The 26,236-nt window shown below is 69.6% G+C and carries 21 protein-coding genes, 1 tRNA gene and 5 pseudogenes; 15 read left to right on the top strand and 12 right to left on the bottom strand.

Annotated elements, in window-relative coordinates; genetic code table 11:
• Window positions 1-819: 819 nt before the first annotated feature.
• On the bottom strand, window positions 820-1,014 hold the full coding sequence (locus tag ACZ6K0_RS41365) for a hypothetical protein (protein ID WP_469235975.1): 195 nt from the start codon (window positions 1,012-1,014) through the stop codon (window positions 820-822).
• A 92-nt stretch (window positions 1,015-1,106) separates the two neighbouring features.
• Window positions 1,107-2,102 (bottom strand): annotated as a pseudogene (ku, locus tag ACZ6K0_RS41370) (non-homologous end joining protein Ku); the annotation flags it as partial.
• A gap of 161 nt (window positions 2,103-2,263) precedes the next feature.
• On the opposite strand from ku, the gene ACZ6K0_RS41375 reads away from it, so the two are divergent.
• A complete protein-coding gene (locus ACZ6K0_RS41375; protein WP_469235763.1) occupies window positions 2,264-2,560 on the top strand; it encodes a hypothetical protein in 297 nt (98 codons plus the stop codon).
• Between the two features lie 395 nt (window positions 2,561-2,955).
• Here ACZ6K0_RS41375 and ACZ6K0_RS41380 read toward each other — a convergent pair whose 3' ends face one another.
• Window positions 2,956-4,320: an outer membrane protein assembly factor BamB family protein gene (locus tag ACZ6K0_RS41380; protein WP_469235765.1), complete on the bottom strand. Its 1,365-nt coding sequence runs from the start codon at window positions 4,318-4,320 to the stop codon at window positions 2,956-2,958.
• A gap of 147 nt (window positions 4,321-4,467) precedes the next feature.
• Between ACZ6K0_RS41380 and ACZ6K0_RS41385 the strand changes: the two genes are divergently transcribed.
• The gene (locus tag ACZ6K0_RS41385; RefSeq protein WP_376410703.1) at window positions 4,468-4,773 is read left to right on the top strand and encodes a DUF7677 family protein; all 306 of its coding nucleotides are present in this window, start codon (window positions 4,468-4,470) and stop codon (window positions 4,771-4,773) included.
• 40 nt (window positions 4,774-4,813) lie between these two features.
• On the opposite strand, the pseudogene ACZ6K0_RS41390 reads toward ACZ6K0_RS41385, so the two are convergent.
• A pseudogene (locus ACZ6K0_RS41390) lies at window positions 4,814-5,580 on the bottom strand (hypothetical protein); the annotation flags it as partial.
• A gap of 844 nt (window positions 5,581-6,424) precedes the next feature.
• On the opposite strand from ACZ6K0_RS41390, the gene ACZ6K0_RS41395 reads away from it, so the two are divergent.
• Together ACZ6K0_RS41395 and ACZ6K0_RS41400 are read left to right on the top strand one after the other, a co-directional pair.
• Window positions 6,425-7,645, top strand: coding sequence for an FG-GAP repeat domain-containing protein (locus tag ACZ6K0_RS41395; protein ID WP_469235767.1), 1,221 nt, complete (start codon window positions 6,425-6,427; stop codon window positions 7,643-7,645).
• Window positions 7,646-7,664: 19 nt separating this feature from the next.
• Window positions 7,665-7,864, top strand: a pseudogene (locus tag ACZ6K0_RS41400) (transposase); the annotation flags it as partial.
• Here ACZ6K0_RS41400 and ACZ6K0_RS41405 read toward each other — a convergent pair.
• Together ACZ6K0_RS41405 and ACZ6K0_RS41410 are read right to left on the bottom strand one after the other, a co-directional pair.
• Window positions 7,836-8,345, bottom strand: a complete 510-nt coding sequence (locus tag ACZ6K0_RS41405; protein WP_469235769.1) for a GNAT family N-acetyltransferase — start codon at window positions 8,343-8,345, stop codon at window positions 7,836-7,838. The pseudogene ACZ6K0_RS41400 and the gene ACZ6K0_RS41405 overlap by 29 nt on opposite strands.
• Window positions 8,346-8,693: 348 nt before the next feature.
• On the bottom strand, window positions 8,694-9,155 hold the full coding sequence (locus ACZ6K0_RS41410; protein ID WP_469235771.1) for a MarR family winged helix-turn-helix transcriptional regulator: 462 nt from the start codon (window positions 9,153-9,155) through the stop codon (window positions 8,694-8,696).
• Window positions 9,156-9,245: 90 nt separating this feature from the next.
• Between ACZ6K0_RS41410 and ACZ6K0_RS41415 the strand changes: the two genes are divergently transcribed.
• The 3 genes from ACZ6K0_RS41415 to ACZ6K0_RS41425 are packed head-to-tail and all read left to right on the top strand — an operon-like array spanning window position 9,246 to window position 11,326.
• On the top strand, window positions 9,246-9,965 hold the full coding sequence (locus ACZ6K0_RS41415; protein WP_469235773.1) for an SgcJ/EcaC family oxidoreductase: 720 nt from the start codon (window positions 9,246-9,248) through the stop codon (window positions 9,963-9,965).
• Window positions 9,962-10,534, top strand: coding sequence for an SgcJ/EcaC family oxidoreductase (locus tag ACZ6K0_RS41420; RefSeq protein ID WP_469235775.1), 573 nt, complete (start codon window positions 9,962-9,964; stop codon window positions 10,532-10,534). The genes ACZ6K0_RS41415 and ACZ6K0_RS41420 overlap by 4 nt, the downstream gene beginning before the upstream one ends.
• 12 nt (window positions 10,535-10,546) lie before the next feature.
• The gene (locus ACZ6K0_RS41425; protein ID WP_469235777.1) at window positions 10,547-11,326 is read left to right on the top strand and encodes an SDR family NAD(P)-dependent oxidoreductase; all 780 of its coding nucleotides are present in this window, start codon (window positions 10,547-10,549) and stop codon (window positions 11,324-11,326) included.
• Between the two features lie 520 nt (window positions 11,327-11,846).
• Here the strand turns inward: ACZ6K0_RS41425 and ACZ6K0_RS41430 are convergent.
• The 3 genes from ACZ6K0_RS41430 to ACZ6K0_RS41440 all read right to left on the bottom strand — a co-directional run bounded on the left by ACZ6K0_RS41430 (window position 11,847) and on the right by ACZ6K0_RS41440 (window position 13,734).
• Window positions 11,847-11,924 (bottom strand) — tRNA-OTHER (locus ACZ6K0_RS41430).
• Between the two features lie 540 nt (window positions 11,925-12,464).
• Entirely contained in the window at window positions 12,465-12,701 is a 237-nt protein-coding gene (locus ACZ6K0_RS41435) for a hypothetical protein (protein WP_469235779.1), read from the bottom strand.
• Window positions 12,702-12,975: 274 nt separating this feature from the next.
• A complete protein-coding gene (locus tag ACZ6K0_RS41440; RefSeq protein ID WP_469578679.1) occupies window positions 12,976-13,734 on the bottom strand; it encodes a hypothetical protein in 759 nt (252 codons plus the stop codon).
• A 512-nt stretch (window positions 13,735-14,246) separates the two neighbouring features.
• On the opposite strand from ACZ6K0_RS41440, the gene ACZ6K0_RS41445 reads away from it, so the two are divergent.
• Window positions 14,247-14,681 (top strand): DUF6892 domain-containing protein, encoded by a 435-nt coding sequence (locus tag ACZ6K0_RS41445; RefSeq protein WP_469235783.1) that lies wholly within the window; start codon window positions 14,247-14,249, stop codon window positions 14,679-14,681.
• Window positions 14,682-15,000: 319 nt separating this feature from the next.
• Window positions 15,001-16,230: an alpha/beta hydrolase family protein gene (locus ACZ6K0_RS41450; protein ID WP_469235785.1), complete on the top strand. Its 1,230-nt coding sequence runs from the start codon at window positions 15,001-15,003 to the stop codon at window positions 16,228-16,230.
• A gap of 200 nt (window positions 16,231-16,430) precedes the next feature.
• On the opposite strand, the gene ACZ6K0_RS41455 is transcribed toward ACZ6K0_RS41450, so the two are convergent.
• Window positions 16,431-16,724 carry a hypothetical protein gene (locus tag ACZ6K0_RS41455; protein ID WP_469235787.1) on the bottom strand — a complete coding sequence of 98 codons (294 nt, stop codon included), beginning with the start codon at window positions 16,722-16,724 and terminating at the stop codon, window positions 16,431-16,433.
• Window positions 16,725-16,817: 93 nt separating this feature from the next.
• Between ACZ6K0_RS41455 and ACZ6K0_RS41460 the strand changes: the two are divergent.
• The 6 genes and pseudogenes from ACZ6K0_RS41460 to ACZ6K0_RS41485 all read left to right on the top strand — a co-directional run.
• Window positions 16,818-17,091: pseudogene (locus tag ACZ6K0_RS41460) on the top strand (hypothetical protein); the annotation flags it as partial.
• A gap of 463 nt (window positions 17,092-17,554) precedes the next feature.
• Window positions 17,555-19,018, top strand: a complete 1,464-nt coding sequence (locus ACZ6K0_RS41465) for a xanthine dehydrogenase small subunit (protein WP_469235789.1) — start codon at window positions 17,555-17,557, stop codon at window positions 19,016-19,018.
• A pseudogene (xdhB, locus tag ACZ6K0_RS41470) lies at window positions 19,015-21,442 on the top strand (xanthine dehydrogenase molybdopterin binding subunit). Before ACZ6K0_RS41465 ends, xdhB begins: the two are co-directional and overlap by 4 nt.
• Before the next feature lies 1 nt (window position 21,443).
• Window positions 21,444-22,253, top strand: coding sequence for a xanthine dehydrogenase accessory protein XdhC (xdhC, locus tag ACZ6K0_RS41475; RefSeq protein WP_469235791.1), 810 nt, complete (start codon window positions 21,444-21,446; stop codon window positions 22,251-22,253).
• A gap of 812 nt (window positions 22,254-23,065) precedes the next feature.
• Window positions 23,066-23,317, top strand: coding sequence for a hypothetical protein (locus ACZ6K0_RS41480; protein WP_469235793.1), 252 nt, complete (start codon window positions 23,066-23,068; stop codon window positions 23,315-23,317).
• A gap of 32 nt (window positions 23,318-23,349) precedes the next feature.
• Entirely contained in the window at window positions 23,350-23,925 is a 576-nt protein-coding gene (locus ACZ6K0_RS41485) for a zinc-binding dehydrogenase (protein ID WP_469235795.1), read from the top strand.
• 43 nt (window positions 23,926-23,968) lie between these two features.
• On the opposite strand, the gene ACZ6K0_RS41490 is transcribed toward ACZ6K0_RS41485, so the two are convergent.
• Complete coding sequence (locus tag ACZ6K0_RS41490) at window positions 23,969-25,588, bottom strand: sodium/solute symporter (protein ID WP_469235797.1); 1,620 nt, start codon at window positions 25,586-25,588, stop codon at window positions 23,969-23,971.
• Window positions 25,585-26,181, bottom strand: a complete 597-nt coding sequence (locus ACZ6K0_RS41495) for a DUF485 domain-containing protein (protein ID WP_469235799.1) — start codon at window positions 26,179-26,181, stop codon at window positions 25,585-25,587. Before ACZ6K0_RS41495 ends, ACZ6K0_RS41490 begins: the two co-directional genes overlap by 4 nt.
• Window positions 26,182-26,236 lie beyond the last annotated feature (55 nt).

A 26,236-nucleotide genomic window follows, 5' to 3' on the forward strand; every position in this document is an offset into this window, starting at 1 on the left:
CACCCGCTACGACAAACGAGCCGTCCACTACCAAGCCATGGTCACCCTCGCCTGCCTCCGACTCTGGCTCCCATGACTTTCCGGACACCCCCTAGCGGCTTGGAACACGGGACACACCGACCAGGACGGTTCCGGTGAGGAAGAGCCCAGCGCCCACTGCCGTGACCGTGGGGAGGGCGTTCCCTGACGGAGTGAGGGTGAAAACACCGAAGAAACAGCAGAGACCGCTCCCCGTCAGCACCTGACCAAGCCCATGGGGCACAGAGCGCACGACCCGGCCTCGCTCCCAGGGATGAATCCACCCGGTGAGAAGCTCGACCACACCACATATCGATACCGCCAGAGAAACCGCGATGAGCGCCCCCAGCCCCACATACTGCATCCCGCCTCCTGGAGGCCATCGTGGCACACCAGCACGCCGGGGCAGGAGTGTCCTGCCGCCGCAGAAGCGGTGAAGCGGTCCTCTCTAGCCCTCGAATGCCCGGCCTTCGTGATCGCCCGGACAAGGCCTAGAAGAGGCCTCCGCGTCCTGCCTGGCGACCGCGTTCGCCTGGGGATGCCGTAGGGGGCGCCGTAGGTGTACGCGGTGCGGATGTGTCCGTCCTGGGCGTGGACGATGACCTGCGAGGGGTATGCTCCTTGGCCCGCCGGCGTGCGGTGTCGAGCGCGTCCTTCTGCGTCCGGTGCGGCTCTTGCAGCATCCGGCGGGCCTTCTCGACCCTCGACCTGCCACTTCACGCCCGCGGCGGCCGCCCGCTCGCCGGACGGTGTCACGTGGTACACAGTCTGCTTCGCTGCCATGATCCTCGCCTCGCCCTCTCAGGCGGACTTCCGGCGCCGCGACGCCGCCTTCTTCGGAGCCGCCTTCTTGGCCGTCGCTGTCTTCTTCGCGGCGGTCTTCTTGGACGCTGCGGCCTTCTTCTTGGGCGCGGGCATCTCGTGGACGGTGGCATGCGCCCCCGTCTCGCCGCGCGACTTCTTGGCCTTGGCGACGGACGCCCGCAGCGCGGCCATCGGGTCGACGACCTGCCCTGCCGGCGCCTCCTCGACCTCGGCGGGCTTCGGTGCTCGGCCTTGGCCTCGATGACCCCGTGGAGCGCCTCGGTGTAGTGGTCGGTGACGTCCAGCTCGTCGATCGATTCGACGGCCATCGTGCCCATCGGCGCGAGCGCGCCCTCCACCTTGTCGTCGGTCAGCTCGGTCTCCGGCAGGGTGAGCTCGGCGGGGGAGCGGATCTCGTCACCCCAGTGCAGACGGGACAGCAGCAGCGCATCGCCGAGAGGGCGGAGCAGACCGAGGCGCTCGCGCCCGCGGAGCGCGAACTTGGCGACCGTGGCGACCGCCACCTTCTCGTTGCGCTCGAGCGCGCGGCGGAGAAGGACGTACGGCTTCGCGGCTACCTGTCCGTCGGCGGTCAGGTAGTACGAGCCGGCGCCGTACTGGACAGGGTCGACGGAGGCCCGATCGATGAACGCCACGATCTCGATGGCCTTCGCGGTGGGCAGCGGCATCTCCGCCAGGTCCTGCTCCGTGATCAGGATGACGTGGCCCTTGCTGGCCTCGTAGTCCTTGCCGATCTCGTCCTCGCGGAGCTCCTGGCCGTCGATCTCGCACGTCTTGCGGTACCGGATCCGGCCGCCGTACTCGACGTGCACCTGGCGTAGGGACACGTCGTGCCCATCCGTAGCAGCTTCGAGCTTGATAGGCGCCGTGACCAGGCCAAACGACACCGCTCTGGACCACCGGGGCCGGGGCATCCCTACTCCTCCAGGAGACGTACTGGTTGGCCCACCATGCATCGATGCTGTCCATGCGAAACCGCACCTCCTGTTGACCTGCGGGGTGACGCGGACCCGGAGCTCGTACGGTGCGCCACTGCTGATCGCCTCCGCCTGCTCGGCGAGGTCGGCGTCGGTGAAGCCGTGGAGCGTACGGTCGGCGGACGCGCGGAGCAGCGGCACGATCTCGGCGACCGGCCAGCCGCGGTGTGAGACGGCGAGCTCGGCATAGGGCGTTGGGAGGGGGCGCCGTATGTGCTCGTGGGGTCGAGCACGAGGTGACGGAACCGAGGCGCACCAGGAGTGCCCGCTCGCCCGGTTCATGCGGCTCTGCGTCGATCATCCGGGCCCGCCTCGGGCCTTGTCCGGGGGAGAGGGCGCGAAGAGTGCGCGGGCGTTGTCGGCGCTTTCTGGCAGAGTCGGGGCGTTCGTCCCGTGGTGGTCGACCGTCACGGCCCGTGTGTGACCGACAGGGACAGGGGAGCATGGTGACGGAGCAGAAAGCGGTACTGGCCGATATGGGGACGGCCTCGTGGTCGGCTGAGGACGGCACGGCGTACGAGGTGGCCCTGGAGGGCATCAGCCACGTGGTGGGTGCCTACTCCGGGCTGATCGCCCGGGCTGAGGAGGCGGGCGACACCGCCCGAGTCGCGGAACTGACCGCCGCGCAGGGCGCGTGGGCCGCCCGGCGCAAGAGCCTGATCCCGGAGGACCGAGCGGGAGTGGACACGGTCACCGGCGAGTCCGCGCAGATGCTGAAGCAGCTGCGGGGCGCGCGGTGACGGAAATCGACCGCACCCGCCACGCCCTGTCCAAGGCGGAGAACGAGCGGATCGTGTGATCACATACCCCACCCGGGCCGCCACACCGGACAGACGTCTGGCGGCCGGTTGAGGACGGCTACTGCTCGGCTGAGGCGGATGCGTCGGACATCCTCGTGGCAGAACCGGCAGGCCACCGTCCATGGAAGGTGGTACCCGCGGAAGGGCTCCTCGGGGACAAAGCCGAGCTCACGTTGCGGAAGGGGTGACGGCGGTCAGCAGCGCGGCGCCGGTTCCCAAGAGCATGGTGCGTCGCCGCACCGCGCGGGAGAGATGTCCGCCCGGATACGCCTGCGGAACGATCGTTACCCGGACAATCGTGGAGGAAGCGATCCCGCCTCGTCCTGGCTGATCCGTTACTTGCGCGCGTACACCGAGAAGGGGCGCGCCCCTGAATCTTGCCGCACGGCGACGACCAGGTCCTCGTATACAAGCAGGTTTGCCAGCTCGCCCTGTGCCCGGTCCACGTCGACACCGGTGTCGATGCTCTCCTTCTCGTCGCCGGTGGCGGCGTCGAGTACCCGCAGTTCATCGAGGCCGTCGTGCCGGGAGCCGCGGTCGGCGAGAACGGTCACCCGGCCGCTGGTCACGTCGAGGGCGCGCAGACCGCCCGCGATGGCCACGTCCTCCAGCCAGACTTGGCTGCCGCTCGTGAGGTCGAAGGCGACCACACGGTCCCGGTACGCCTCGCGCTCCCTGCTCTCGGCACCGAGATAGAGCCGCCCGTCCACGACGGCCACGAGGGCCGGCGTGTGTGCCTGGACCGTTCCGTATACGCCGGTGGTCTCGATCCGGCCGGCGGCCTTCCCGTCCGCGGCGAAGGCGAGGAAGGCGCCTGGCTGGCCCTCCGTCGTCCCGCCGGTCTGCACGACCGCCGGCTCGGCGGACAGCAGGGTCAACTGCCCGTCCGCTGCGGGCATCGTCCGGCCGCCGAGGGACGCGGTCCACCGCTGGCGGCCATCGGCCGGGTCGAACGCGGCGAGTCGCAACTCGCTGCGGCCACAGGCGAGTACGGCGACGACCTGCCGCTCGCCGGCGGCGACCTGCTCGGGCACGCAGATCTCGGGTACGGCCGCTGTCCAGCGCGGGGCGCCGGTCCGCAGGTCGAAGGCGCGCAGGGCCTTTGTTCCGGAGACGGCGGGCCGGGCGTTGGGGGTTCGCAGGTCGTCGTCGAGGGCCCACATGTCGTCGGCGTCGCGCAGGACGGCGATCCCGCCACCGACGGCGACCATGTCGGTGAACGTCTCGGTCAGGTCCCCTCCCGGGGTACGGGGCGTGTGCCATCGCTCGCGACCGGTTGTGAGGTCCAGTGCGGCGACGGTCGAGCAGCCTGCGTCCGTCATGCGCCCCCGGGCGATCAGCAAGACGGAGTCAGCCGTCCGGCGGCTGACGGCGCAGATGTGCTCCTGTCCGGGTGTGGCGTACTCCCAGCGGCCCTTCCCCGTTTTTGCGTCGAAGGCGGTGACTGCGTCATAACGGCTGCGTACGAGCATGTCGCCGACGAGCCAGGCCCCGTTGCCGTAGTTCATGGCGCTGCTGTCGACAGGGGCCTCCCAGACGACGCGCAGCGAGCTCCCCAGGGCGGAGCAGCCCGCAGCGAGGCCGACGATGAGGAGCGCGGTGACGGGTGAGAGGAGGGGGCGGAGCCGCCCCGTTCCCTGACGGCCCGACAGTCGCCGCTCCCGCCCCGGCTCCGTGTCGTCGGTCGTGCGCGTTGCCATATGGATCCCCACCCCTGGCTCGAACGGTCGAAGCTCCGTCAGGGTAGGGCACCCCTGATCAACGCAGCGCGGGAAGCCTCCGGCCCGCTAGGTCTTGTCGTCAAAAGATCTTGCCGAGACGGTGCGGAAGTCATGCATGATGCGTGCGTGGAACATCTTCCTGTCGACGTGCGCGCTTCGCTTCGACTGTTCGCCTTCTACCTGGCGAACGGCACCATCGACCTTGAGTTGCTCGATGGGTTCGACTACCGCTCGACCGTTTTTCATTCCGGCTCATCGTTGGAGATGGTCTTCGCGATCTATGGCAATGTGCTGCAGGTTGACGCAAACGGCATGGTGCTGAATGACGGGGATGCGCAGTACCGGGCCGCGCAGTGGATTCGGGCGCGCTGCGACCGCAGCTATCGGGTCGAGCCGCCGTTCGAAGCCTGGGAGACCGAACTTCATCTCTGAGGGCCAGGCGCTCGTCGTCGGGACATCGCGCCCGCATCAAGAGCGCGGCGAGAGCAACGGCTGCCTGGTAGGACTCGGCGGTCTTGTCGTAGCGGGGCGAGGCCGCGCCATTGCTTCAGCCGGTTGAAGCACCGCTCCACCACGTTGCGCCGCATGTACAAGTCCCGATCGAACGCCGGCGGGCGGCCGCCGCCGCTTCCCCGACGGTGGCGGTTCGCGGCCAGATCGGCCGCTCGGGGATGGTGTGCGCGATGCCCGCCTCCATAGCCAAGTGCGGATCGCCTTGGATCTGTAGCCCTTGTCGCTGATGACGTGGTGCGGCTGCATCCGGGGTCGTCCCGGCCCGATTCAGGGGACCCGGATGGCATCCATCACAGCGGTGAACTGGGTGCAGTCGTTGGTGTTCCCACCCGTCAGTACGAACGCGAGCGGACGGCCCGAGCCGTCGCAGGCCAGGTGAATCTTGCTGGTCAGACCATCTCGGTACCGTCCGAGGGCAGGGCTCCGAGCCCCCCCCTCTTTTCGGGCTCCGGCGGTGTGCTGGTGGGCGCTGTCGATGGTGAAGTCGACCGACACCAGCCAGTCGATGTCACCGGCCGCGTCGGCCTGCGCTTGCGCGGTCTGGAGCATCCGCTCGAACGTGCCGTCCGCCGCCCACCGGCGGAATCGGGTGTGGAGACTGGCCCACGACGCGTATCGCTCGAGCACGTCCCGCCAGGCGATCCCGGTGCGGAACTTCCACGCGATCCCGTTGAGCACCATCCGGTCATGGAGACGCGGCCGCCTCAGCAAGGTTCTTGGCAGCATCGGCTGCACAAGTTCCCCCCGGCATCGGACAGTTCATGGCAGCGTATCCCCACCATGATCCACAATCCAAGATCACTTTGACGACAGGTCCTGGCGCTCACGGCCACAGGAAGGGCTGTGCTCCACAGCCGGAGGTGTGGAGCACATGGGAGGCATACCAGCTACCGGCCTTGTGGAGGCCGCGGGTCACGGCGATGTCGATGGCGGCGCCCGGTTCGACGGTGAACCGAGGGCCTTCGCATTGCTACGCAACCACGGTCACCCCTCGTGGTTCCAACAGGTCTGCGGGGCCGTCCCGGCGAGGGAGCTCACCGGGACGGCGCGATGTCATCCTGCGGACACAGCAGTCAGCTGAAGCCACCTGGCGGCCTCCGTCAGCTGGCCGCCGGTGCCGGCGGTCGGTCCGAGATTCCCATGCGGGTCAACCGGCGCCAGATCGCCACCTGACGGGGATCTGGCTCCGCCCCGATCGGCTTGTGCAGGAGCTCCTCGACAAGGCCGGGCGGCGTGTAGTGCTGGCCACTGCCCTGCAGAGAGAACGCGAGCCGCGCAAAGGCGAGCTGGTGGCCGGTCGGGTGGCTCGCGCCCAGGCAAGAGATCGACGAGGGCGGCCTGAACGCCGCACCACCTCCTGCCGGGCGGGCACATGAAGCCGGCCCTTGGGAGGCGGGGAGTTCGCATGATGCCGAGCAACTGGGCTCTCCATGGCCACCGGTCGACCCGCTGGCCAGGTGAACGACAGTGCAAGCCGATTGGCCGTGCAGGTCTGTACAACCTTTCGACTTCTCATGCGTCATAGGAGTGTGGTGCACGGTGCACCAGATACGTCTGAGGGGGAAGCGAATTGCCCTGTCCCGGTGCCACCCGGCGCTTCGTCACTGCCCTCGCCACCATCCTGGCCGTCACGTCCGGCGCGAGCGCCGTGAGCAGCCCGGCAGCCGTGGCCGCCTCCGCCGAGGGCGATGTCACGCTCATCCGGCACAGCGTGCCGCCCGTCATCGACATGACCAACCGCCAGTACATCTGGCTGGACTGGGAGCTGTCGGGCGGTACGTGGGCCAAGATCGTCATCCGCAACATCCGCACAGGTCACACGACCACCGACCACATAGGGACGGCCTCGGGTTCGAGCACGTTCCGTCTCTCCTGGGACACATTCGACGCCGAGAGGGGCGACGTCCCCGACGGGGACTACACCTGGACGATCACGACGGAAACGGCTGACGGCACCCCGCTGAACTTCAAGGCATCTGGTTCCTTCAAGCTCGTCCGCCGGCCCGCTGCGCACGACCTCAACGTCAACGGCGCCTTCGACCTCCTCCAGCGGACCGAAGACGGCCGCCTGTACCGCACCGACAGCACGTACTACAGCGGCGAGCTGGAGATGGCCGCTTACCGTCGTGAGTACATCGGCCCGGGATGGCAGGCCTACGACCGGATCGAGGCGGTCGGCAACCTCGGAGGCTCGGCCGTGAGCGACGTCCTGGCCCGAGACATCTCCGGGGCGCTGTGGTTCCACGCCGGCAACGGCAAGGGCGGCTTCTACAGCCGCATCAGGGTAGGCACCGGCTGGCAGATCTACAGCCGGATCACCGGAGGCGGCGACCTGACCGGAGACGGCAGGCCGGACGTCCTCGCCGCTGACAAGGGGGGCGTTCTCTGGCTCCACCCCGGAACCGGCAACGCCACCAGCCCCTTCACCGCCCGCAAGAAGCTCGGCGCCGGCTGGGGCGTCTACAACGACATCACCGCCGTCGGAAACATCGCAGGAGGCCCGGCTGGAGATCTCCTCGCACGCGACACCGCGGGCGTTCTGTGGAGCTACCTGGGCAAGGGCGACGGCACGTTCGCCCCTCGCACGCGCGTAGGCGGCGGCTGGAACACCTACAGTCACCTCATCGCCAGCGGAGACGTCTCCAAGGACGGCCGCCCCGACCTGCTCGCCATCCGCAGCAACGGCGACATGTCGCTCTACCGGGGCACCGGCAATTGGAAGGCCCCACTCCTCAGCGCCCAAACTGTCTGGTCCTACAGCATCGGGTTCGGATTCGACCACGCTGTCTGACCGGCGCGCTGAATCACGCGGTGTCGAGTCCTGAGAGCGACTTGGGCGCCGCCGGTGGGTCATCGAGCGGATCATGCCTGGCTGACCGGCTACCGCCCGCTCAACCACAGCTACGAACGCCACCCCCGCAACTGCCTGGCCTTCCTCGGCCTCGCTGCCGCCATCTGCTGCTACAAGCGACTCGTCCGCCTCAGGGCAGGTCGGTGCAAGGGTCGATAGCCCAGTGGTTGGTCTGCAGGACTCGACCGGCGAAGGGCACGTCTTGCTTGCCGAGGAATCGGAAGCCGAGGGTGCGGCAGATGCCGTTGGACGGGGCGTTGGCTGTTGCGGGGAATGCGTGTATCAGCCCCCACCGGCCGTCGTCGCGGGCCAGCTCAAGCAGCGTGCGGACGCCCTGCTTTCCGAGTCCCCGTCCCTGGTACTCCGGCAGCACCATCCAGCCGATCTCGGAGATGCGCTCGCCGTCTGTGTCGTGGGGCCACAAGGTCACGGTTCCCGCGACCACGTCCAGCTCGGCCTCCTCGGGCACGATCATCTTTGTCCAGTCGGTGTCCGCTGCCACCCGTTGAACATCACGTCGGACCTTTGCCTCCATGCCTTCGCGGGGCAGCGGTCCGCCCAGCTCGGCCATCATGACCGGGTCGCATCGCATCCGGACGTATGCGTCGACGTCGTTGTCTTCAACATCACGTAGCAGCATCTGTGTTGCTCCCTTGTCTTCGGATTTCAGACGTCATGGTGGCGGCGGCTGACTTCGGCCGCGTAGGCCCCCAGTCCCCGGCGGCGGCTCGCTGCCATTTCACGGCGACGGTGATGTCGATGCCGATGTCGATGCCGAGGGTGCGGGCGAGGGCGGCGGCGGGCAGCTCGGTGGCGAGCTGAAAGAGCGCGGTCGATCGGGCTTCCGCGAGCCGGATGCCCCGGAGGCATCTGGGTCAGTTGTGAGCCGCCTCCGAAGGAGACGCCGCACGCCGTCATGCCCACCAACCAACACCGCCCGGTCGCGCCCGCCGCTCTTGGCAGAGCGCAACGGCGCCGCGTCGGCGTTTCAGTCGGCGTTGTGGGTGCGCAGCTGCTCGGCGGCTTCCTGGTAGGCGTCGGTTGCGCGGGCGAAGTAGTCGAAGAGGACTTCGAGCTGCTCGGGTGAGTAGCCCCCGAGGAGCTGGCCGATCCGCTGCCGGGCCGGGGCCATGACCCGGTCGAGGTCGGCGGGCTTGCCGATCGGTTCGACGATCACCTTGCGGCGGTCTCCGGGGTCCGGGGCCCGGCGCACGTAGCCGGCCTGTTCGAGGCGGTCGATGAGGCGGGTGGTCGGCCCGGTGGTGAGGCCGGTGCGGGTGCCGAGCTCGCCGGGGGTCATCGGGCCGGTCAGTTGAAGGATGTTCAGCGCGTAGAGGTCGGTGGCGCCGAGCTCGCAGGCCTTGGCGCTGGCATGGCCGTGCAGCATCACGGCGCTCAGGTACCGGCGGTAGACCTCACTCGCATCGGATGGCACGGCAGGCGTTGACACGGGCTCCTCCACTCCCTAATCTCTTCCTCAGAGAAGAGAAATCCTCAAAGAAGTAACTTCTTCAAAGAAGTTATCATGGAAGGGGAGACCATGAGCACCGTCACCACCACCGAGGCGACCGACCCGACGGGCGAGCCGACCGACCTGAAGAGCGCCCCGACGAGCACCGGGAACGGCCGGCGCACCAACCGTCGGCGCACCGTCAAGCGCGCCCTCGGCATCACCGCCCTCACCCTCGCCGTCGCCGCGGCCGGCGGGTACTTCTGGCTGGACGCCACGTCCGACGTCCGCAACCTCGGTCAGACCGACTGCACCGCCGTCACTCCCGCCGTCACCGCCACCCCGGCCGGCACGCCCACCACCGACGATCACCGTGCCGTCTGCGACACCATCCGCGCTCTCACCGACGCCTGGGGCCGGGGCGACGCCACCACGTACGGCGAGCAGTTCACCGTCGACGCCACCTACACCACCTACGTCGGCACCCACTACCAGGGCCGCCGCGACATCGCCGACGCCCACCGCGCCCTGTTCGACGGATTCGTCAAGGACACCAAGCTCGCCGACTCCGTCCTCGGCATCCGCTTCTACGGGCCGGACACCGCCGTCGTCACCAGCCGCGGCGACACCTACAAGGGCAGTACGCCCAAGAAGCCGTCCGAGCTGACCAAGACGCAGTCCTACACGCTGGTCCGTCAGAGCGACCACAGCTGGCGCATCGCCGCCTTCCACAACACCCAGCGCCAGAACGTGATGGAGCGGCTCTCCTTCCTCTGGGACTCGGCGACCATGCCCGAGGCCGAGAAGTGACCGACCGGATCCGCCCGCACACCGGCACCCCGCGCCTGCACGCCACCACCACCGCACACCCCACCCCGGAGGACGGCACGATGACCGCCAACCACCACACCACCGACTCCCGCGCGACCGACGCGGCCGCGATCCGCGCCCTGCTGGAGCGCGGCGCCGCAGCCTGGGCCTACGGCGACGGCACCGCGTACGGCGCCTGCTTCACCGAGGACGCCACCGACGTCACCTACGTCGGCACCGTCTACCACGGCGGCGAGGAGATCGGCCGCGCTCACCAGGCCCTGTTCGACAGCTTCCTGAAGGGCACCCGGCTGATCCTCGACATCACCGACCTGCGCTTCTGCGGCACCGACGCGGCCGTGGTCGTCACCCGCGGCGACGTCCGCAAGGGCGGCACCCCGGAGCAGGACGGCAAGCAGGGCAAGCTCGGCAAGCTCGCCACGTACACGGTGGTGCGCGAGGCCGACGGCCGGTGGCGGATCGCCGCCGTCCAGAAGACCCAGCGCAAGCCCCTGACGGAGGCCGTCTCCTTCCGCTTCCAGCCGGCCACCCGACCCGCCGCGAACTGAGACGCAGCCGTCATGACCACCACCCGGCCGACCGCCGCGACACCCCGGCCGTCCGACACCGCCCACCGCCCCACCGCCCTGGTCACCGGAGCCAGCGCCGGCATCGGCCGCGCCTTCGCCCACCACCTGGCCGCGATCGGCCACCGGGTGGTCGCCGTCGCCCGGAACGAGGAGCGACTCCAAGCACTGATGGCCGAACTCGGCCCCGGCCACGACCACCTGGCCGCCGACCTCGGCGACCCCGACGGCCTCCACAAGGCCGCCCAACTCCTCGCCGACCGACGCGTCCACCTCCTGGTCAACAACGTGGGAACCGCCACCACCGGCCCTTTCGCCACGACCCCACTCACCCACGCCCACGAGATGCTGCGCCTCAACTGTGAGGCCCTCGTCACCCTCTCCCACGCCTTCCTCGCCCAGGCCCGCCCCGGCGACGCCCTGCTGAACGTCTCCTCCACCCTTGCCCACACCCCGCTGCCGGACCTCGCCGTCTACAGCGCCACCAAGGCGTTCGTCACCGCCTTCTCCGAGGCGCTCTGGTCCGAGCACCGGGCATCCGGCATCCACGTCCTCGCGCTCTGCCCGGGCATGACCGCCACCGAGTCGCAGTCGCACGACGACGCACCGGCCGCCTTGGTGCAGACCCCCGAACAGGTCGTCGCCACCGCCCTACGCGCCCTGCGCCGCCGCAGCCGCCCCACGGTCGTGCCCGGCACGGCCAACCGCCTCCTCCTCGTCGCCGCCCGCACCCTCCCCCGCCATCGCATCCTCACCGCTCTCGCCCGCACCTGAACCACCCGCACACACGAGAAACAGGCCGGATCTCCGAGCAGCCCAAGACATCGGCCGAGCGGTAGTCCGGCAGGCCGCCGCGGAGGCGACGGCACCATCCCAAGGCGCTCCCCTGCCGCTGTCCTCGTACCGGTCGCCCCAGTATGTGACGTCGGCGAGCCCGCTGGCCGGCGCTGCTCGGCATCGAATGGGACCAAGGCGATCGCTCGATCAGACACCGCGGTGAACGGGACCCCGGACAGGTCCATCCAGTCACGCTCGAAGCTGACGAGGCGGGCGGGATGGTGTTGCGATGGACCATCCCGCCCTACGACTTCGATGGCGAAAACGAGTGACGAGCCCAGCTCTGGGGATCCGCCACCGTGGTGAGACTGATCAACCCCGACAGGTGGTGAGACAGATCCGGGAGCCCCAGGTCACAGCGGTGACGTGTGCCGCCAGCCGCTAGATCTACAGTCCCAGGCTATGCAGCCCCGGCTCGTGATCGCACTCCTGGCTGCGCGCGGGAAGGGGTGCGCGGTGGGCCTCGCCGGGATTCGAACCCGGGTTTCCGATTCCGGGCGAACCGGAGACCGGTGTCCTTGGCCGCTGGACGACGAAGGATGTGCCGTACGGGCCGGGCTGAAACGGCGCACCAGGGTTCCTGTGTCAGGGGCCGGTGACGCGGACCCAGAGCTCGTACTGTGCCCCGCTGCTGATCGCCGGGCACGCTCCCGCTCCTGACCGACCGCGCCGCCACCGACCCCCACGAAGACCCCCGTCGGGCTGCGCTCCAGCTGCTGGCGCAGGCGTTTCTCGACTCGTCTAAGACTCCTGCGGTCCTTCAGGATCGGGCCCGGAGTGAACCTGAACCGGCACTGCGTCCAGGGGCATTTCAGGAGTGGGCTGCCGCCATCTCCGAAAGCGAGGTGTACGAGGTAGGGAGGTGTGCTCTCGAAGATGCGCACCCCGACGTCAGAGCCGGCGGGGCGTGGATCCTTGCCCTCGGGTGTCCAGAGGTCCCCGAGGCCAGAGCGGTGCTCCGTGAACGGGCCGTTTCAAGGCTGCGTCGGATGCTTCGTGAGGCCACTGTGCCGTCTGGCCGAAGGGTGGCGGCCGCGTAGGGTCGACGGCATGGCTGACAGGTTCGACGTAGCTGCTAGTCCGCAGGCAAGTGTGGATTCGGCATGCTGTCATCGGTCATGTGCGCCCGCTGCCAGATCCTGTTCCAGCTGAACGGGATCTCCGGCACGAACCACTGGCGCTGCCCGCACGGACGGCTGAGGGAGCGCCCTGGCGACAGGCGCAGTAGGCCGCCCGCGTCGAGCGTGCCTTCGCCCTCCTGCACGGGTTCCGCCGCCCGCGGATCCGTTGGGAGATCCGCGACGACATTCACGGAGCCTTCCTCGTCCTGGGATGCGCGCAGTCATCTGCTGGCGACGCTTGTCACAGCTGACCTGTCCTGTCTCAGCCGATGTGAGGCAGGACGGGGCCTGTGACCGGGTGTGCCTCGGATTGAGTGAGACGGCGGGCAGACCTTGTCTCGATCCAGGTGGGGCGACTGAGGCGGGTCAGGCACGCGAAGGGGCTCTCTCGCAGATCTTGTGACGCTGCCTGTTCAGGCCCACGTATCTGGGCGGTGACCGGGGAGCATCGTGCGCTTTGCTGGGTCAGTAGTGGTGGCCGGGCCAGTGCGGGTCCTCCCAGCGGTCGGGTCCGGTGACACCGAGCAGCCGTATCCGGTGAAGGAGGTCCTCCGGTGCGCCATGGGCACGGAGCCGGGCAGGCGCGTGGCGGACGAGCCAGGAAGTCAGCTCGGCGCGCATTTCCTCCTCGTTCTCCCAGGCTCGCCAGGGAAGTTGGTCGCCGAGCAGTTCGTACTCCCAGTGGGCTGCCGCCGCGGCCAGGTGTCGGTCGGCCACAGGGCCGCTCAGCGCTTCCCAGGTGTTGAGCCACGGGCTCAGGGTGCCCGTGGCCTCCGCATTCAGGACGAGGAGGTCATGCGCGGGTACGACGGGATCCGGATCCGTGAGCGTGTACGCCCACCAGGCATTGAGGAATTCGTCCACTGCGGCGGTCTGCTCGGCAGGCCACCCCTGCCAGGAGGCGAGTGCGAACGAGAGTCCGACCCTCTCCATGCCGAAGTGGGGCTCGATGACGCCGCTGACGAGGGCCGAGGCGAACTGGGGCAGGATCCGGCGCAGCACGGATGCCTTGTCTGTCCAGTCGGTGGCCTGCCATGCGCGTTGCAGGAGATCAAGGTCCAGCTCCGCGTCCGCCACCTTGAGTTGCGCGAGGTCTTCCGCGCTGCCCCAGTGGCACTCGCAGTTGAACTCATCGGGGTGAGCAGTCATCCCGCGGAAGGTGACGGCCAGGCCGCCCAGCGCGGCCCCGAGACGAAGTCGTGCGCGGGACTGATCGAGGTTCATCACGGGCGTTCGCCTTTGGGGACTCCGGGAGCTTGCGCCAGCCGAAGATCACGAGCCTACCGGGCCAGGATCCCAGCCGTCATCAGCATGACGGACGGCCTGCTGCCCGACACCACCCCACGACGAGGAACCGACCCCAAAGAGTCATTCCGTGAGGAGTTCTCAGCGCTCCCCGTCCTGATCACGGTGGCCCTTGCTGGGAAACTCGCCCCGCGGGACACCTGTCTCCCCGCTGAACGACTGCCCGTACGTCCCCGCCCTGGCAGCCTCGACGGCGCCCTCGCCACCACCACTCGCCACCACTCAGGTCGCTGCCTTGGAGCTGCACCGCCTCCACGTCCGCCACGACATGCGCTTGTGCAGGGTTGACCGTCACGGCGGCCCGAGCGGGGCTGGCCCGGCCCCGCTCAGGCCGAGCGGGGCAGGGCCGGGCCGGGGGACCGGCGGGGGCCGGGGGACCGGCGGGGGCCGGGCGGAGGAGCCGTGTCGTACCTCCGTGGTACTCATGCCTCATGAGCCAGTTCCGCGACTTCAACTTCAAGCTGCTTGTCATCGAGGAGCTCATGTACGGCCCCGAGCCGCTCCTCCCGGTCTACGACCTGCCCGCGCGGCTGGCCGAGCGGGGGATCGGCGACCCCGCGTCCTACGTCCTGGCAAACGGCCTCCATGCGGAGGCGCTGGCGGAGTCCCGGGCCCATTTCGAGGCCCTGGAGATCCCGGCCGAGCTCCTCGCCCGCGTCGAGGAGCTGTGCTTCGACGCCGGGGCGGACGTCTTTAGGCACTGTGCCCCCGCCTGGGACGGCGAGGACGACCTGTTCGACGTCCGCTCGCTCGACGACCTCGCCCTGCTGCCCAACCTGCGGGAGGTCACCTTCGTGGAGGACGGCGTCCTGGCGGTGCTGGACGCGGCGGAGGTCTTCGCCGCGCGTGGCATCGACACCGACTGATCCCCGGCACCCCTCCGCCGCCCCGGTACCCGTGTCGTCGCCCGCCGCCCCGGCGGGGTCTTCAGGGGCCTGCCGGGGTGGGGAGGGCCGCGCACTGCCGTCACGCGGACGCTTCCAGCGCTTACGTCTGCGCCGGCGCCCCGACGGCCTCGAGCGGTGACTGCGTCAGCCCCAGGGTGTAAACCCGTGGGCCAATGCCCTCACGTCGCAATCAAACGGTGGGCGGATGCTGCGCGGGAGGGTCGCGTGACAGCGTTCCTGTGTGCCCACGGACACCCCGTCGCGGCACGGTTGACGATCCGTCACCACGGGAGGCTCCATGACCACCACCACGTCGTTCATCAGCAGTAAGGGCATGACACGCCGCGGCATACTGGGAGCCGCGCTGGCCGCCGGTGCCGCTCTGCCGCTTGCCGCCGCTGCCGGCCCCGCGTGGGCCGACCAGGCCGCCCCCGCCCCCACCCCCGCCGCGTCGCGGCTCGTGTTGCCCGGGCCGACCGGGCCGTACCCGGTGGGCATGGTCCAGCTGCACCTTGTCGACCGGTCGCGTCCGGACGGCATCGCGGGCCCGGGGCACTTCCGCGAGCTGATGGCCACCCTCTGGTACCCCGCCCGTAACGTCGAGCGGTACCCGGTGGCGCCCTGGATGCCGGCCGGCGCATTCCAGGCGTTCCTCGCCGACGTGGGGTTCAGCGAACTGGCCTCCCTGGGACCGCTCACCGCCGGTCACGTGGGTGCTCCGGTACGGCGGTCGGGCCGGCGGCTGCCCGTCGTCGTGTTCTCGCACGGCGCGCGCAGCCACCAGGGCGACCACACCGTCATGGTCCAGGAGCTCGCCAGCCACGGGTACGCGGTGGTGACGGTGGCTCACCAATACGACACGTACACCGAGTTCCCCGACGGCCGCGTCGCCGTCCCGCTCCGCGATAGGCCGGCACCGACGTTCCCCGGGGACTTCGCCGCCGACCTGCGTTTCGTCCTCGGCTGCGTCGAGGAGCTCGCCGCCGGGCGCAATCCCGACGTCGAACACAAGGAGCTGCCGGCCGGGCTCCTCGGCTCCCTCGACCCGCGGCGCATGGGTGCGTTCGGCTGGTCGAAGGGCGGGACGGCCACCGCCTGCGCCACGCTCGCGGACGAGCGTATCCGGGCCGGGCTGAGTCTCGACGCCCCGATGCAGATGAACCCGCCCTTGACCGGCGACCTGCACCGGCCGTTCATGATGATGTCCGCCGAGTTCACCCGGGCCACGGATCCCGAGGCCGCCGCGTTCTGGTCGCACCTGCGGGGCTGGCGGCTGAACATCCAGGCGAAGGGCGCCGCCCACATCTCCTACGGTGACAACGAGGCACTGTTCCCACAGGTGGCGAAGCTGTACGGATGGAGCGGGCAGCAGCTTCAGGAAGTGATCGGCACCCTCGATCCCGACCAGGCGGTGAAGATCCAGCAGGCCTACCCCCTCGCGTTCTTCGACGAGCACCTGCGCCACCGCCGGGGACACCTGCTCGACGGGCCGTCCCCGGCCTTCCCGGCAGTGACGTACCTCCCTTGAGCGATGGTCTGCGGGGGAGTGCCGGCGGAGGCTTGTCCTCTGCTCGTCGGCGGTGCGGCCCCAACGACCTCGTGGTTCACATCGACAGGCAGTGACGTGACGGGCTGGTGCCGACACGAGTGACGAACAGCCATGTCATCCGCACGCCGACCCGTCAGGCAGGTCCGTCGAATGCCCGGATTGGCGGTCCCCGTCGGAGGTCAGTCGCGGGCGGGAGCCGCGTCGACTGCGGCGAGGTCTCGTGGGGTCACGGTGCGCAGGAACGGGACGATGGTCAGGAGGGTGAAGACGGCGAAGGCGGTGCGGATGCCGAGCCATTCGGCCAGTACGCCGAACAGGCCGGCGCCGAGCGGCATCGCGCCCCAGCTGAAGAGCCGCGCCGCGGAGTTGTAGCGGCCGAACATGGCGTCGGGGACGAGGCGCTGGCCGATGGTGCGGGAGTTCACCGTCCACAGGATGCCGCCCATGCCTCCGAGGAAGGCGCCGGCGGCCATGAAACGGGTACGCGCCGACTCGGCCGAGCAGAGCGAGCTCGATGATGAGCTGGACCGGCGTCTTGCGCGGGTGGAGCGCCCGTGAGCGAGGCGATGCACATCGTGCTGGACGAGTCGGCGATGGCGGCGGCCGGGAAGGGTAACGTGCTGGCCTTCCGGCTGATCCACCGTGCGCACGCCGATACCGGCTGGTTCCTCTACGCCCCCTCGTGCGCGCTCGTCGAAACTGACCGAGACCCGCCCCGGCACCGCCGAGCACTTGGCCGCTTTGCCGGGCATCACCGTCCTGGACCTGGACCTGGACCTGGACTTGCCCGCTGCGCTGGCCGTGGCGAAGCAGGAGACGTGGGCGGGCCGCCGTACGGAGCGAGGTGGGCGACAAGGGTGTGCCCGCGGCTTCGGAGGCCTCGATGAGTGGTCCGCCAAGGGTGCCGTCGCCGCACTGAGGTCGGGGGACGCGTCAGGTGGATTCCTCCGCAGCGGGCGGTGCCCTCTTGACCTCGGTGGTGTCAGCAACTAACTTGCGGTCGACGTGGACCCACCACGACCGAGAGGAGGCGACCAGCGGATGTACACCGCCACTGATCTGAGTCGCCTCGCCCACAGCACAATCTGGGTGCCGGGTCGTATCGCGCACGGCTGCTGACTCGCCGTTCTGACGTGCCCTTCCGTGGCACCTTCTGATCTTCCTTTCACCACCTTCTGGCACGTCGCTGTCACGTGCTCCTTCGCGCCCGCCTCCGGCATGTGGCGCCCCTGAACACAGAAAGCTGCCTGAAATTGGCGAACATGATGAACCGACCGATCGCGCACCGAAACGAAGGCCCGTCATGGTAGGGGCGCGGATCACGGTCAACGGGAAAGAAACACCCCTCGCTCCGGCCTCACCCCACACCACCGTGCTGGATTTCCTGCGCGAGCGTGCGCTCACCGGCTCGAAGGAGGGCTGCGCCGAGGGCGAGTGCGGTGCCTGTTCGATCCTGGTGGCCCGTCCCGGGGTGCACAAGCCCACCGACTGGGTGGCGGTCAATGCCTGTCTGGTGCCAGTCGCGGCACTCGACGGTCAGGAGATCATCACCTCCGAGGGACTCGCCACCGCCGGCGAACCCGGAACGCCGCCCACCCTGCACCCGGTGCAGGAGGAGATGGCGGTCCGTGGCGGCTCGCAGTGCGGCTACTGCACACCGGGATTCATCTGCAGCATGGCGGCCGAGTACTACCGGCCCGACCGCTGCGCGCACGAGGACCCGGCCGGGAGCACCGACGCCGAGCACGGTCCGAACGGCTTCGACCTGCACGCGTTGAGCGGCAACCTCTGCCGCTGCACCGGCTACCGCCCGATTCGCGATGCCGCGTTCGCCGTCGGCGCGCCGACCGACGAGGACCCCTTGGCACGGCGTCGCGAACAGGATCCGCCCGCCCCGGTCGCCACCGAATACGCCCCGGGCGAAGGGGTGTTCCTCCGGAGGGGCACCCTCGCCGAGACGCTGCGGGTGCTGCGCGAGCGGCCGGACGCGGTGGTGGTCGCAGGATCCACCGACTGGGGTGTCGAGGTCAACATCCGTTCCCGCCGGGCGGATTGCGTGGTCGCGATCGACCGGCTGTCCGAACTCCGCGAGCTGCGCGTTGAATCCGGGCACATCGAGATCGGGGCGGCGTTGACGCTCACCGAGATCGAGCGCCGTCTCGACGGGAGGGTCCCGCTGCTGGCGGAGCTGTTCCCGCAGTTCGCGTCCCGGCTCATCCGCAACGGTGCGACCCTCGGCGGCAACCTGGGCACCGGCTCCCCGATCGGTGACGCCCCGCCGGTGCTGCTCGCGCTGGAGGCCTCGGTGGTGCTCGCCGACGCCGACGGTGAGCGCGAGATCCCTCTGGCGGAGTACTTCACCGGCTACCGGCAGAGCGTGCGTCGCCCCGGCGAGCTGATCCGGGCCGTGCGCGTGCCGCTGCCGCTGTCGTCGGTCACGGCCTTCCACAAGATCGCCAAGCGGCGCTTCGACGACATCTCCAGCGTGGCGGCCGCCTTCGCGCTCGACGTCGAGGACGGGACCGTACGCAAGGCACGCATCGGCCTGGGCGGTGTGGCCGCCACCCCGATCCGCGCCCTCGCCACCGAGGCGGCGCTGGAGGGCGAGCCGTGGACGGCCGAGACCGTCGAGGCCGCGGCCGGGGTGCTGCGGGGCGAGGGCACGCCGATGGACGATCATCGGGCCAGCTCCCTCTACCGCTCCGCGATGCTCGGCCAGAGCCTGCTCAAGCTGTACGCCCAGACCACCGAGGCGGTTTCCTCATGAGCCATCTGTCCGAGCGCCCCGAGAATCCTGTCGTCGGCGTCTCGATGCCGCACGAGAGTGCCTTCCAGCACGTCACCGGCACCGCGCTCTACACCGACGACCTGGTCCACCCGCACCAAGGACGTCCTGCACGCCTACCCGGTCCAGGTCATGAAGGCCCATGGAAGGATCACCGCGCTGCGCACCGAGCCGGCCCTCGCCGTGCCCGGCGTGGTCCGCGTGCTGACCGGCGCCGACGTGCCCGGCGTCAACGACGCCGGGATGAAGCACGATGAACCGCTCTTCCCCGACGAGGTCATGTTCTACGGCCACGCGGTCGCCTGGGTGCTCGCCGAGACCCTGGAGGGGGCCCGGCTCGGTGCGGCGGCCGTCGAGGTGGAGATCGACGAGCGGCCCTCCCTGATCAGTCTGCGGGACGCGATCGCGGCGGACAGTTTCCACGGTGCCCGGCCCGTGATGGTGACCGGCGACGTGGACGCCGGCTTCGCCGACTCCGCCCACGTGTTCACCGGCGAGTTCCAGTTCTCCGATCAGGAGCACTTCTACCTTGAGACACACGCGGCGCTGGCCCATGTCGACGAGGCCGATCAGGTGTTCGTCCAGAGCAGCACCCAGCACCCCTCCGAGACCCAGGAGATCGTGGCGCACGTGCTCGGCCTGCGCAGTCACGAGGTGACCGTGCAGTGTCTGCGGATGGGTGGCGGCTTCGGCGGCAAGGAGATGCAGCCCCACGGGTTCGCTGCCGTCGCCGCGCTCGGTGCCAAGCTGACCGGCCGGCCGGTTCGGCTGCGGCTCAACCGGACCCAGGATCTGACCATGTCCGGTAAGCGGCACGGTTTCCACGCCGCCTGGAAGATCGGTTTCGACGCCGACGGCCGCATCCAGGCCCTGGACGCCACCCTGACCGCGGACGGCGGCTGGAGCCTCGATCTGTCCGAGCCGGTGGTGGCCCGTGCGCTGTGCCACATCGACAACACCTACTGGATTCCGCACGCGCGCGTCACCGGACGCATCGCCAGGACCAACAAGGTCTCCAACACCGCCTTCCGCGGCTTCGGCGGCCCGCAGGGCATGCTGGTGATCGAGGACATCATGGGCCGGTGCGCGCCGCTGCTCGGCCTGGACCCGGCAGAGCTCCGCGAGCGCAACTTCTACCGGCGGGGTCAGTCCACGCCGTACGGACAGCCGGTCGTTCACCCGGAGCGGATCTCCGCCGTCTGGGACCAGGTCAAGGCGGACGCACGCGTCTCCGAGCGCGAGCGTGAGATCGCCGCCTTCAACGGCGAGCACCCGCACACCAAGCGGGCGCTCGCCGTCACCGGCCTCAAGTTCGGGATCTCGTTCAATCTCACGGCCTTCAACCAGGCCGGCGCGCTGGTGCTGATCTACAAGGACGGCTCGGTCCTGATCAACCACGGCGGCACCGAGATGGGCCAGGGCCTTCACACCAAGATGCTGCAGGTGGCGGCGACCTCGCTGGGCATCCCGCTGCACAAGGTGCGGCTCGCCCCGACGCGCACCGACAAGGTGCCCAACACCTCCGCCACCGCGGCCAGTGCAGGGGCCGATCTGAACGGTGCGGCGGTGAAGAACGCCTGTGAGCAGTTGCGCCAGCGGCTGCTGCAGGTGGCCGCCACCCAGTTGGGGACGAGTGCCTCCGACATCCGGATCGTCGAGGGCGTCGCGCGCGCTCTGGGCAGCGACGCGGAGCTGGCCTGGGACGACCTGGTGCGCACCGCGTACTTCCAGCGGGTCCAGCTGTCGGCGGCCGGTTTCTACCGGACCGAAGGGCTGCACTGGGACGCGAAGACGTTCCGGGGCTCACCGTTCAAGTACTTCGCCCATGGGGCTGCCGCAGCCGAGGTGGAGGTGGACGGTTTCACGGGCGCCTACCGCATCCGGCGGGTGGACATCGTGCAGGACGTCGGCGACAGCCTGTCCCCGATGATCGACATCGGTCAGGTCGAGGGCGGTTTCGTGCAGGGCGCGGGCTGGCTCACGCTGGAGGACCTGCGCTGGGACTCCGGTGATGGCCCGCACCGCGGCCGGCTGCTGACCCAGGCCGCGAGCACTTACAAGCTGCCGAGTTTCTCGGAGATGCCCGAGGAGTTCAACGTCACGCTGCTGGAGAACGCCACCGAAGAGGGCGCGGTCTACGGGTCCAAGGCGGTCGGTGAGCCTCCGCTGATGCTCGCGTTCTGTGTGCGCGAGGCACTGCGGCAGGCCGCGGCCGCGTTCGGGCCGGGCGGGGTCGGTGTCGAGCTGGCGTCGCCCGCGACGCCGGAGGCGGTGTACTGGGCGATCCAGGCGGCTCGGCACGGCGATCCGTCCCGCAACGGGCACGCCGGGGACCTGCCGACCGGGGACGAGCAGGCCGCCGACGGCCGGCTCCGCACCGACGCGGAAGCGCTGAGCGGTGCCTGACATGACGTGGGTCGCCGCGGTCGCGCGGTTGCGGGCACGCCGGGAGTCCGGCGTGCTGGTGACCGTCGCGACCGTGCGCGGCCACGCCCCGCGCGACGCCGGTGCGAAACTCGTCGTCGGACAGACCGAGACCTGGGGCTCGATCGGTGGCGGAAATGTCGAGGCCGTCGCGATCGACCGGGCCCGGGAGATGATCGCCGCGGCCGGGCCGGAACCGGAACTGATCGACTTCGCGCTGAACGACAAGGTGGTCAACCGGCACGGCGTGCAGTGCTGCGGCGGGACGGTCCTGGTGCTACTCGAACCGCTGCCGGTGGTACAGGCAGTGGCGATCTTCGGCGTCGGGCATGTCGGGCTGGAACTGGCGCGCATCCTGGCACGCCAGGACCTCGACCTCCATCTGATCGACACCCGCGCCGGCATGCTCACCAAGGACCGGCTCGCCGTGCTGGCGGACGCTGTGGCGCAGGTACACGTGCATCACACGCCGCTGCTGCCCGAGGAGGTACTGGAGGAGCTGCCGCACGGCACCCACGTCCTGATCATGACCCATGACCACGCCGAGGACGCCGCTCTGTGCGACGCCGCCCTGCGCACATCCCGTCTCGGCTCGGTCGGGCTGATCGGCTCGGCGGCCAAGTGGGTGCGGTTCCGCAAGCGCCTGGTCACCGAGGGCGGTCACGACGACGCCACCATCGACCGGATCAAGACGCCGATCGGGCTGGGCGACATCACCAGCAAGGAACCCGCGACGATCGCCGTGAGCGTCGCCGCCGATCTGCTGCGCACCTTCGAGGCCGAGGGGGACTGACGGTAGGGGGAGAGGGGCGGTGCCGGGCGTCGCGAGCCCGGTCTGCTCGGCGTGTCACCCGTCAGTCCCTTTGGTCTCGCTTCTTGGGCTCGGCGTCCGGCGGGGCGGCCCAGGCGACGAGTGCGGAGACGGAGCGTTCCGCCGGCTCGCCGTTCAGCTCGGGGTGCACGAAGAATCTCCTCCGCCGGCTTCGCCTCGTCGGCGGGCAGGGGGTTGGCCTCTCCGCTGGGGGCCACGGCCCTTCGAATGACGGCCCACAGTCGTGCAGCAGGTGGGCCACCACCAGCGCGGCCGCCTCATTCGGTGCGAGTGACTTGCCCAGGACGCGCGGCAACGCGCCCAGTGGCGCGTACATCGTCCTGCGTGCCGGGGAACGACGTGCGGGGTTTGGTTGCGGCGGCGGTGGGGCGGATTTCCGGAGTGGGAGGCCGCGCCACTGGTCATCGGGAATCCGCAGCGAATGGCTGTCTGGGACGCCGCGAAGGCTTTGGCGAGGCTGTAGGCGCTCTCGCCCTTTCGGTAGCGCTGACGGATCTCTTCCGTCGGTAGATCTCGTGGCCCTCTGCGCTGCGAGGGGGGAGATCCGCCCGCGGGGACGGATCACGTCCTGCGGGATGCGCCGTCGGATGGTCGGGGAGTGAACCCCATAGCGCAGCCCCAGAGCGGTCAGCGACTCACAGCCGCATAGCGTTGGATGATCTCCCTTTCAGGTAGACGGTCAGCGACACGTCTGCCGGCCAGTGCCGCGGTATCACTGCGGGAGCGCCGGCCAGGTACTCGTCCGGAACACCCATTTTCTCGTCTTCCCGGGCTTGCGCACCCTAATCGGGGGCGAGACACGCGATGTCCCGCTGCCGCCCCTGCGCCCTGGCGACACCCTGTTCGGCCCCGCGATCGGCGAAGTGGTCGACGGGCCGCTGGAGAAGGGGCGGCTGGTACTGCACCTTCAGGGGTGGCGGGAGTACGCGACGCCCGCCGCCACCGAGTGCCGGCTGCTGGACGGCGCCCTGCCTGACCCGGTGGCCCATCTCGCCCAGGGCTCCGCGGCGTACGGCGCGCGCTGACCCGGCTGGCCGAGGTCGAGGAGGGAGACACCGTGTTCGTGACCGGCGCCGCCGGAGCCGTGGGCACCATGGCGGGCCAGATCGCCCGACTGTTGGGCGCCACCCGGGTGATCGGCGGTGCCGGCTCACCGCAGAAGGCTCAGCGACTTGAGCGGGAGCTGGGCTATGACGCCACCTTGCTGCGCGGAGCGGGTTTTCTCGGCCAGCAACTCGCCCAGGCGGCGCCGGACGGCATCGACGTCGTCCTGGATACCGTGGGCGGTGAGTTGCTGACGGCCGCTGTCCACGCAGCGAACCGTGGCGCCCGGATCGCCCTGGTAGGCGCGTCGGACGGTCAGCTGTCCCCGGACCGAGCGGGTGGGAGTGCACCTGCCGTGCTCGACACCTACCGTCTGCTGACCAGAGGCATCACGATCGCCGGCTACAACGGCGTGGACCGCCCGGACGTTGAGGCCGAGTGGGACACCTGCTTCGGGCACTGGCTGCGGGCCGGAGACATCCACTTCCCGTGCACCCCGGTCCTCGGAATGGAGCGCACCCCGTGCACGAGCCCCACGTGGCCGCCCTTCGAGAGCCATGCCGCCATGCGTTCGAACTCGGGAGGTTGAAACAAGGTATAGGCACCTAGGGACAGCTGAAAGGGCGTGCGGATCAGGACGCGGAGGCGCTGGTTGCCGCGGGTGTGCCGGCCAGGATCGTCTCCTCCACCGCTTCGTATCGCATGCGCTGGTCGGCCGGGTCGCGTTCGTGGAGCACCGTGCCGAGCCAGCCTGCGAGGAAGCCCAGTGGGGCCGAGAGGATGCCCGATGTGGTGAAGGGGAACCAGTTGAAGTCCTGGTCCGGGAAGATCGCCTGGGGCGATCCGGACACCAGGTTGCTGCCGGTCATGAGGATGAACGCGGAGGCGCTGCCCACGATGAGGGTGCAGAGCAGTCCCGTACGGGAGTAGCGGCGCCAGAAGAGGCTGTAGACGAGGGCCGGTGCGACCGCGGACGCGCCGATGCAGAACGACAGGGTGAGCAGTGCCTGAAGGTTCAGATGCCGTGTACCGGCGGCGATTGCGATCGCCACGAACCCGACGCCCGCCGCGGCGGTCCGGGCGATGGCCATCTCTGTGGAGTCCTTCAGTTGCGCCTTGCGGCCCAACCCGTGCGTGATGAGGTCGTGCGCCAGGGTGTTGGCGCAGGCGAGGGTGATCCCGGCGACCGAGGCCAACAGGGTGAGGAAGATGGCTGTTGCCACAGCCGTGAACAGAAGTGTCTCGACGGTCGTCTGGTCGGTGCCCATGACGGCCTGGCTGACCATGAGGAACGCTGTCTTGCCCTGCGGGTCGCCGGCGACGATCCCCTGGTGGCCGACGATCGCTGCCGCGCCGAAGCCGATGACGGCGATCAGCAGACAGGTCACGACGACGATGGACACGGCCCAGGACATCGAGCGCCGCACGGCTGCCGCGCTGCGCGCGGTGAACATGCGCATGGTGATCTGCGGCAGCACCGCGGCGCCGAGTACGACCGTCAACTGAGTGCTGATCATGTCGAGCTCGTTGCCGCCGAACTGCAGACTGGAGGCGAGATAGGCGTCTCCCGCCCCGCTGCCGCGCTTGGCGGCGTCCAGCAGGGAGGGCAGGCTGAAGTCGAAGCGGTTGAGAATGAGCGCGGCGATCGCGAGGGACGCGCCGAGCAGGGTGACGGTCTTGACGATCTGGATGAAGGCGGTGCCCTTCATGCCGCCGATCGCCGCGTACGCGATCATGAGCAGGCCCAGGAACACGATCGCCCCGGTCTTGAAGCCGTCGGAGTCGAATCCGAGGACGACGGAGAGGAGATCGCCGGCGCCCGCGAGCTGGAAGATCACGAGCGGCAGCAGTGCGGCGAGGGTGACCGCGGCCGTGGTGATCCGCACGGCGGGGCCGGGTAGACGCCGGGTGAAGACGTCGCCGATCGTGAACCGGCCGGCGTTACGCAGCGGTTCGGCGAGCAGGAACATCATCAGGACCAGCGAGAGCGCGGTGCTCAGGGCGAGGGTGACGCCGTCGTAGCCGACGAGCGCGATGATGCCGATGGTGCCGAGCACGGTGCCGGCGGAGATGTAGTCGCCGGCGATCGCGAGGCCGCTCTGCACGGGGGAGAGCGAGCGGTAGCCGGTGTAGAAATCGCCCAGGTTGTCACGATCGGGTCCGGTCATCACGCACAGCAGCAGCGTGACAGTGATGACCGCGATGAACGCCATCAGCGACATGGTCTGGGCCTCGGAGCTGAAGCTGGTCATGCGCGCGCACCTCCGGTGGGCTGCTGCCACACGGGACGTCCGGAGCGGCTCTGGCGTTCTGGCCGGGGCGCGGCTGCCGCGGCCGCCTGCTCGGCGCGTTCGCGGATCGCCGCGGCGAGCGGGTCGACGGTTTTGCGTGCGATCCGCTCGTACAGCGCGATCGCAGCCAGTGCCACGGGCAGCTGGAGGAGCCCCAGGACCAGACCGGTGGTGAGACCACCGGTGATGTTGCTGGTCATCATCGAGGGGGCGTAGCCGGACAGGAAAAGGAAGATGACGAAGTAGCCGAGCGCGGTGAAGGTGGCGACGCGGCGGAGCCTGCGGTAAGCCGATCCGAGCCGGTGCAGATCATCACGATCGTCGGTGGCGGCGGGCGGCTGCGGGGACGCGTCCCAGGGCTGCTGCGCGGAGTCCCGGGCCTGTGGCGAGGAGTCCCACGCTCGCGGGGACGAGTCCCAGGCTGCCTGTGGATCGGTGTTCCAGGACGGCGATCCACCCTCCCAGGACTGCGACGCCGCCTCTTGGCGGTGCCGCCCGGCGTTCCGGTGCTGGGGTACGGGCGGTGGGCCGGGGAAAGGCTGGTGGTACGACATCGATCTTGCTCCTTGCCGCCCCGGGAAACGGGCGGGTGGCGCTGGTGGTCCGCGT

This window comes from Streptomyces sp. NPDC042346 (assembly GCF_055581845.1).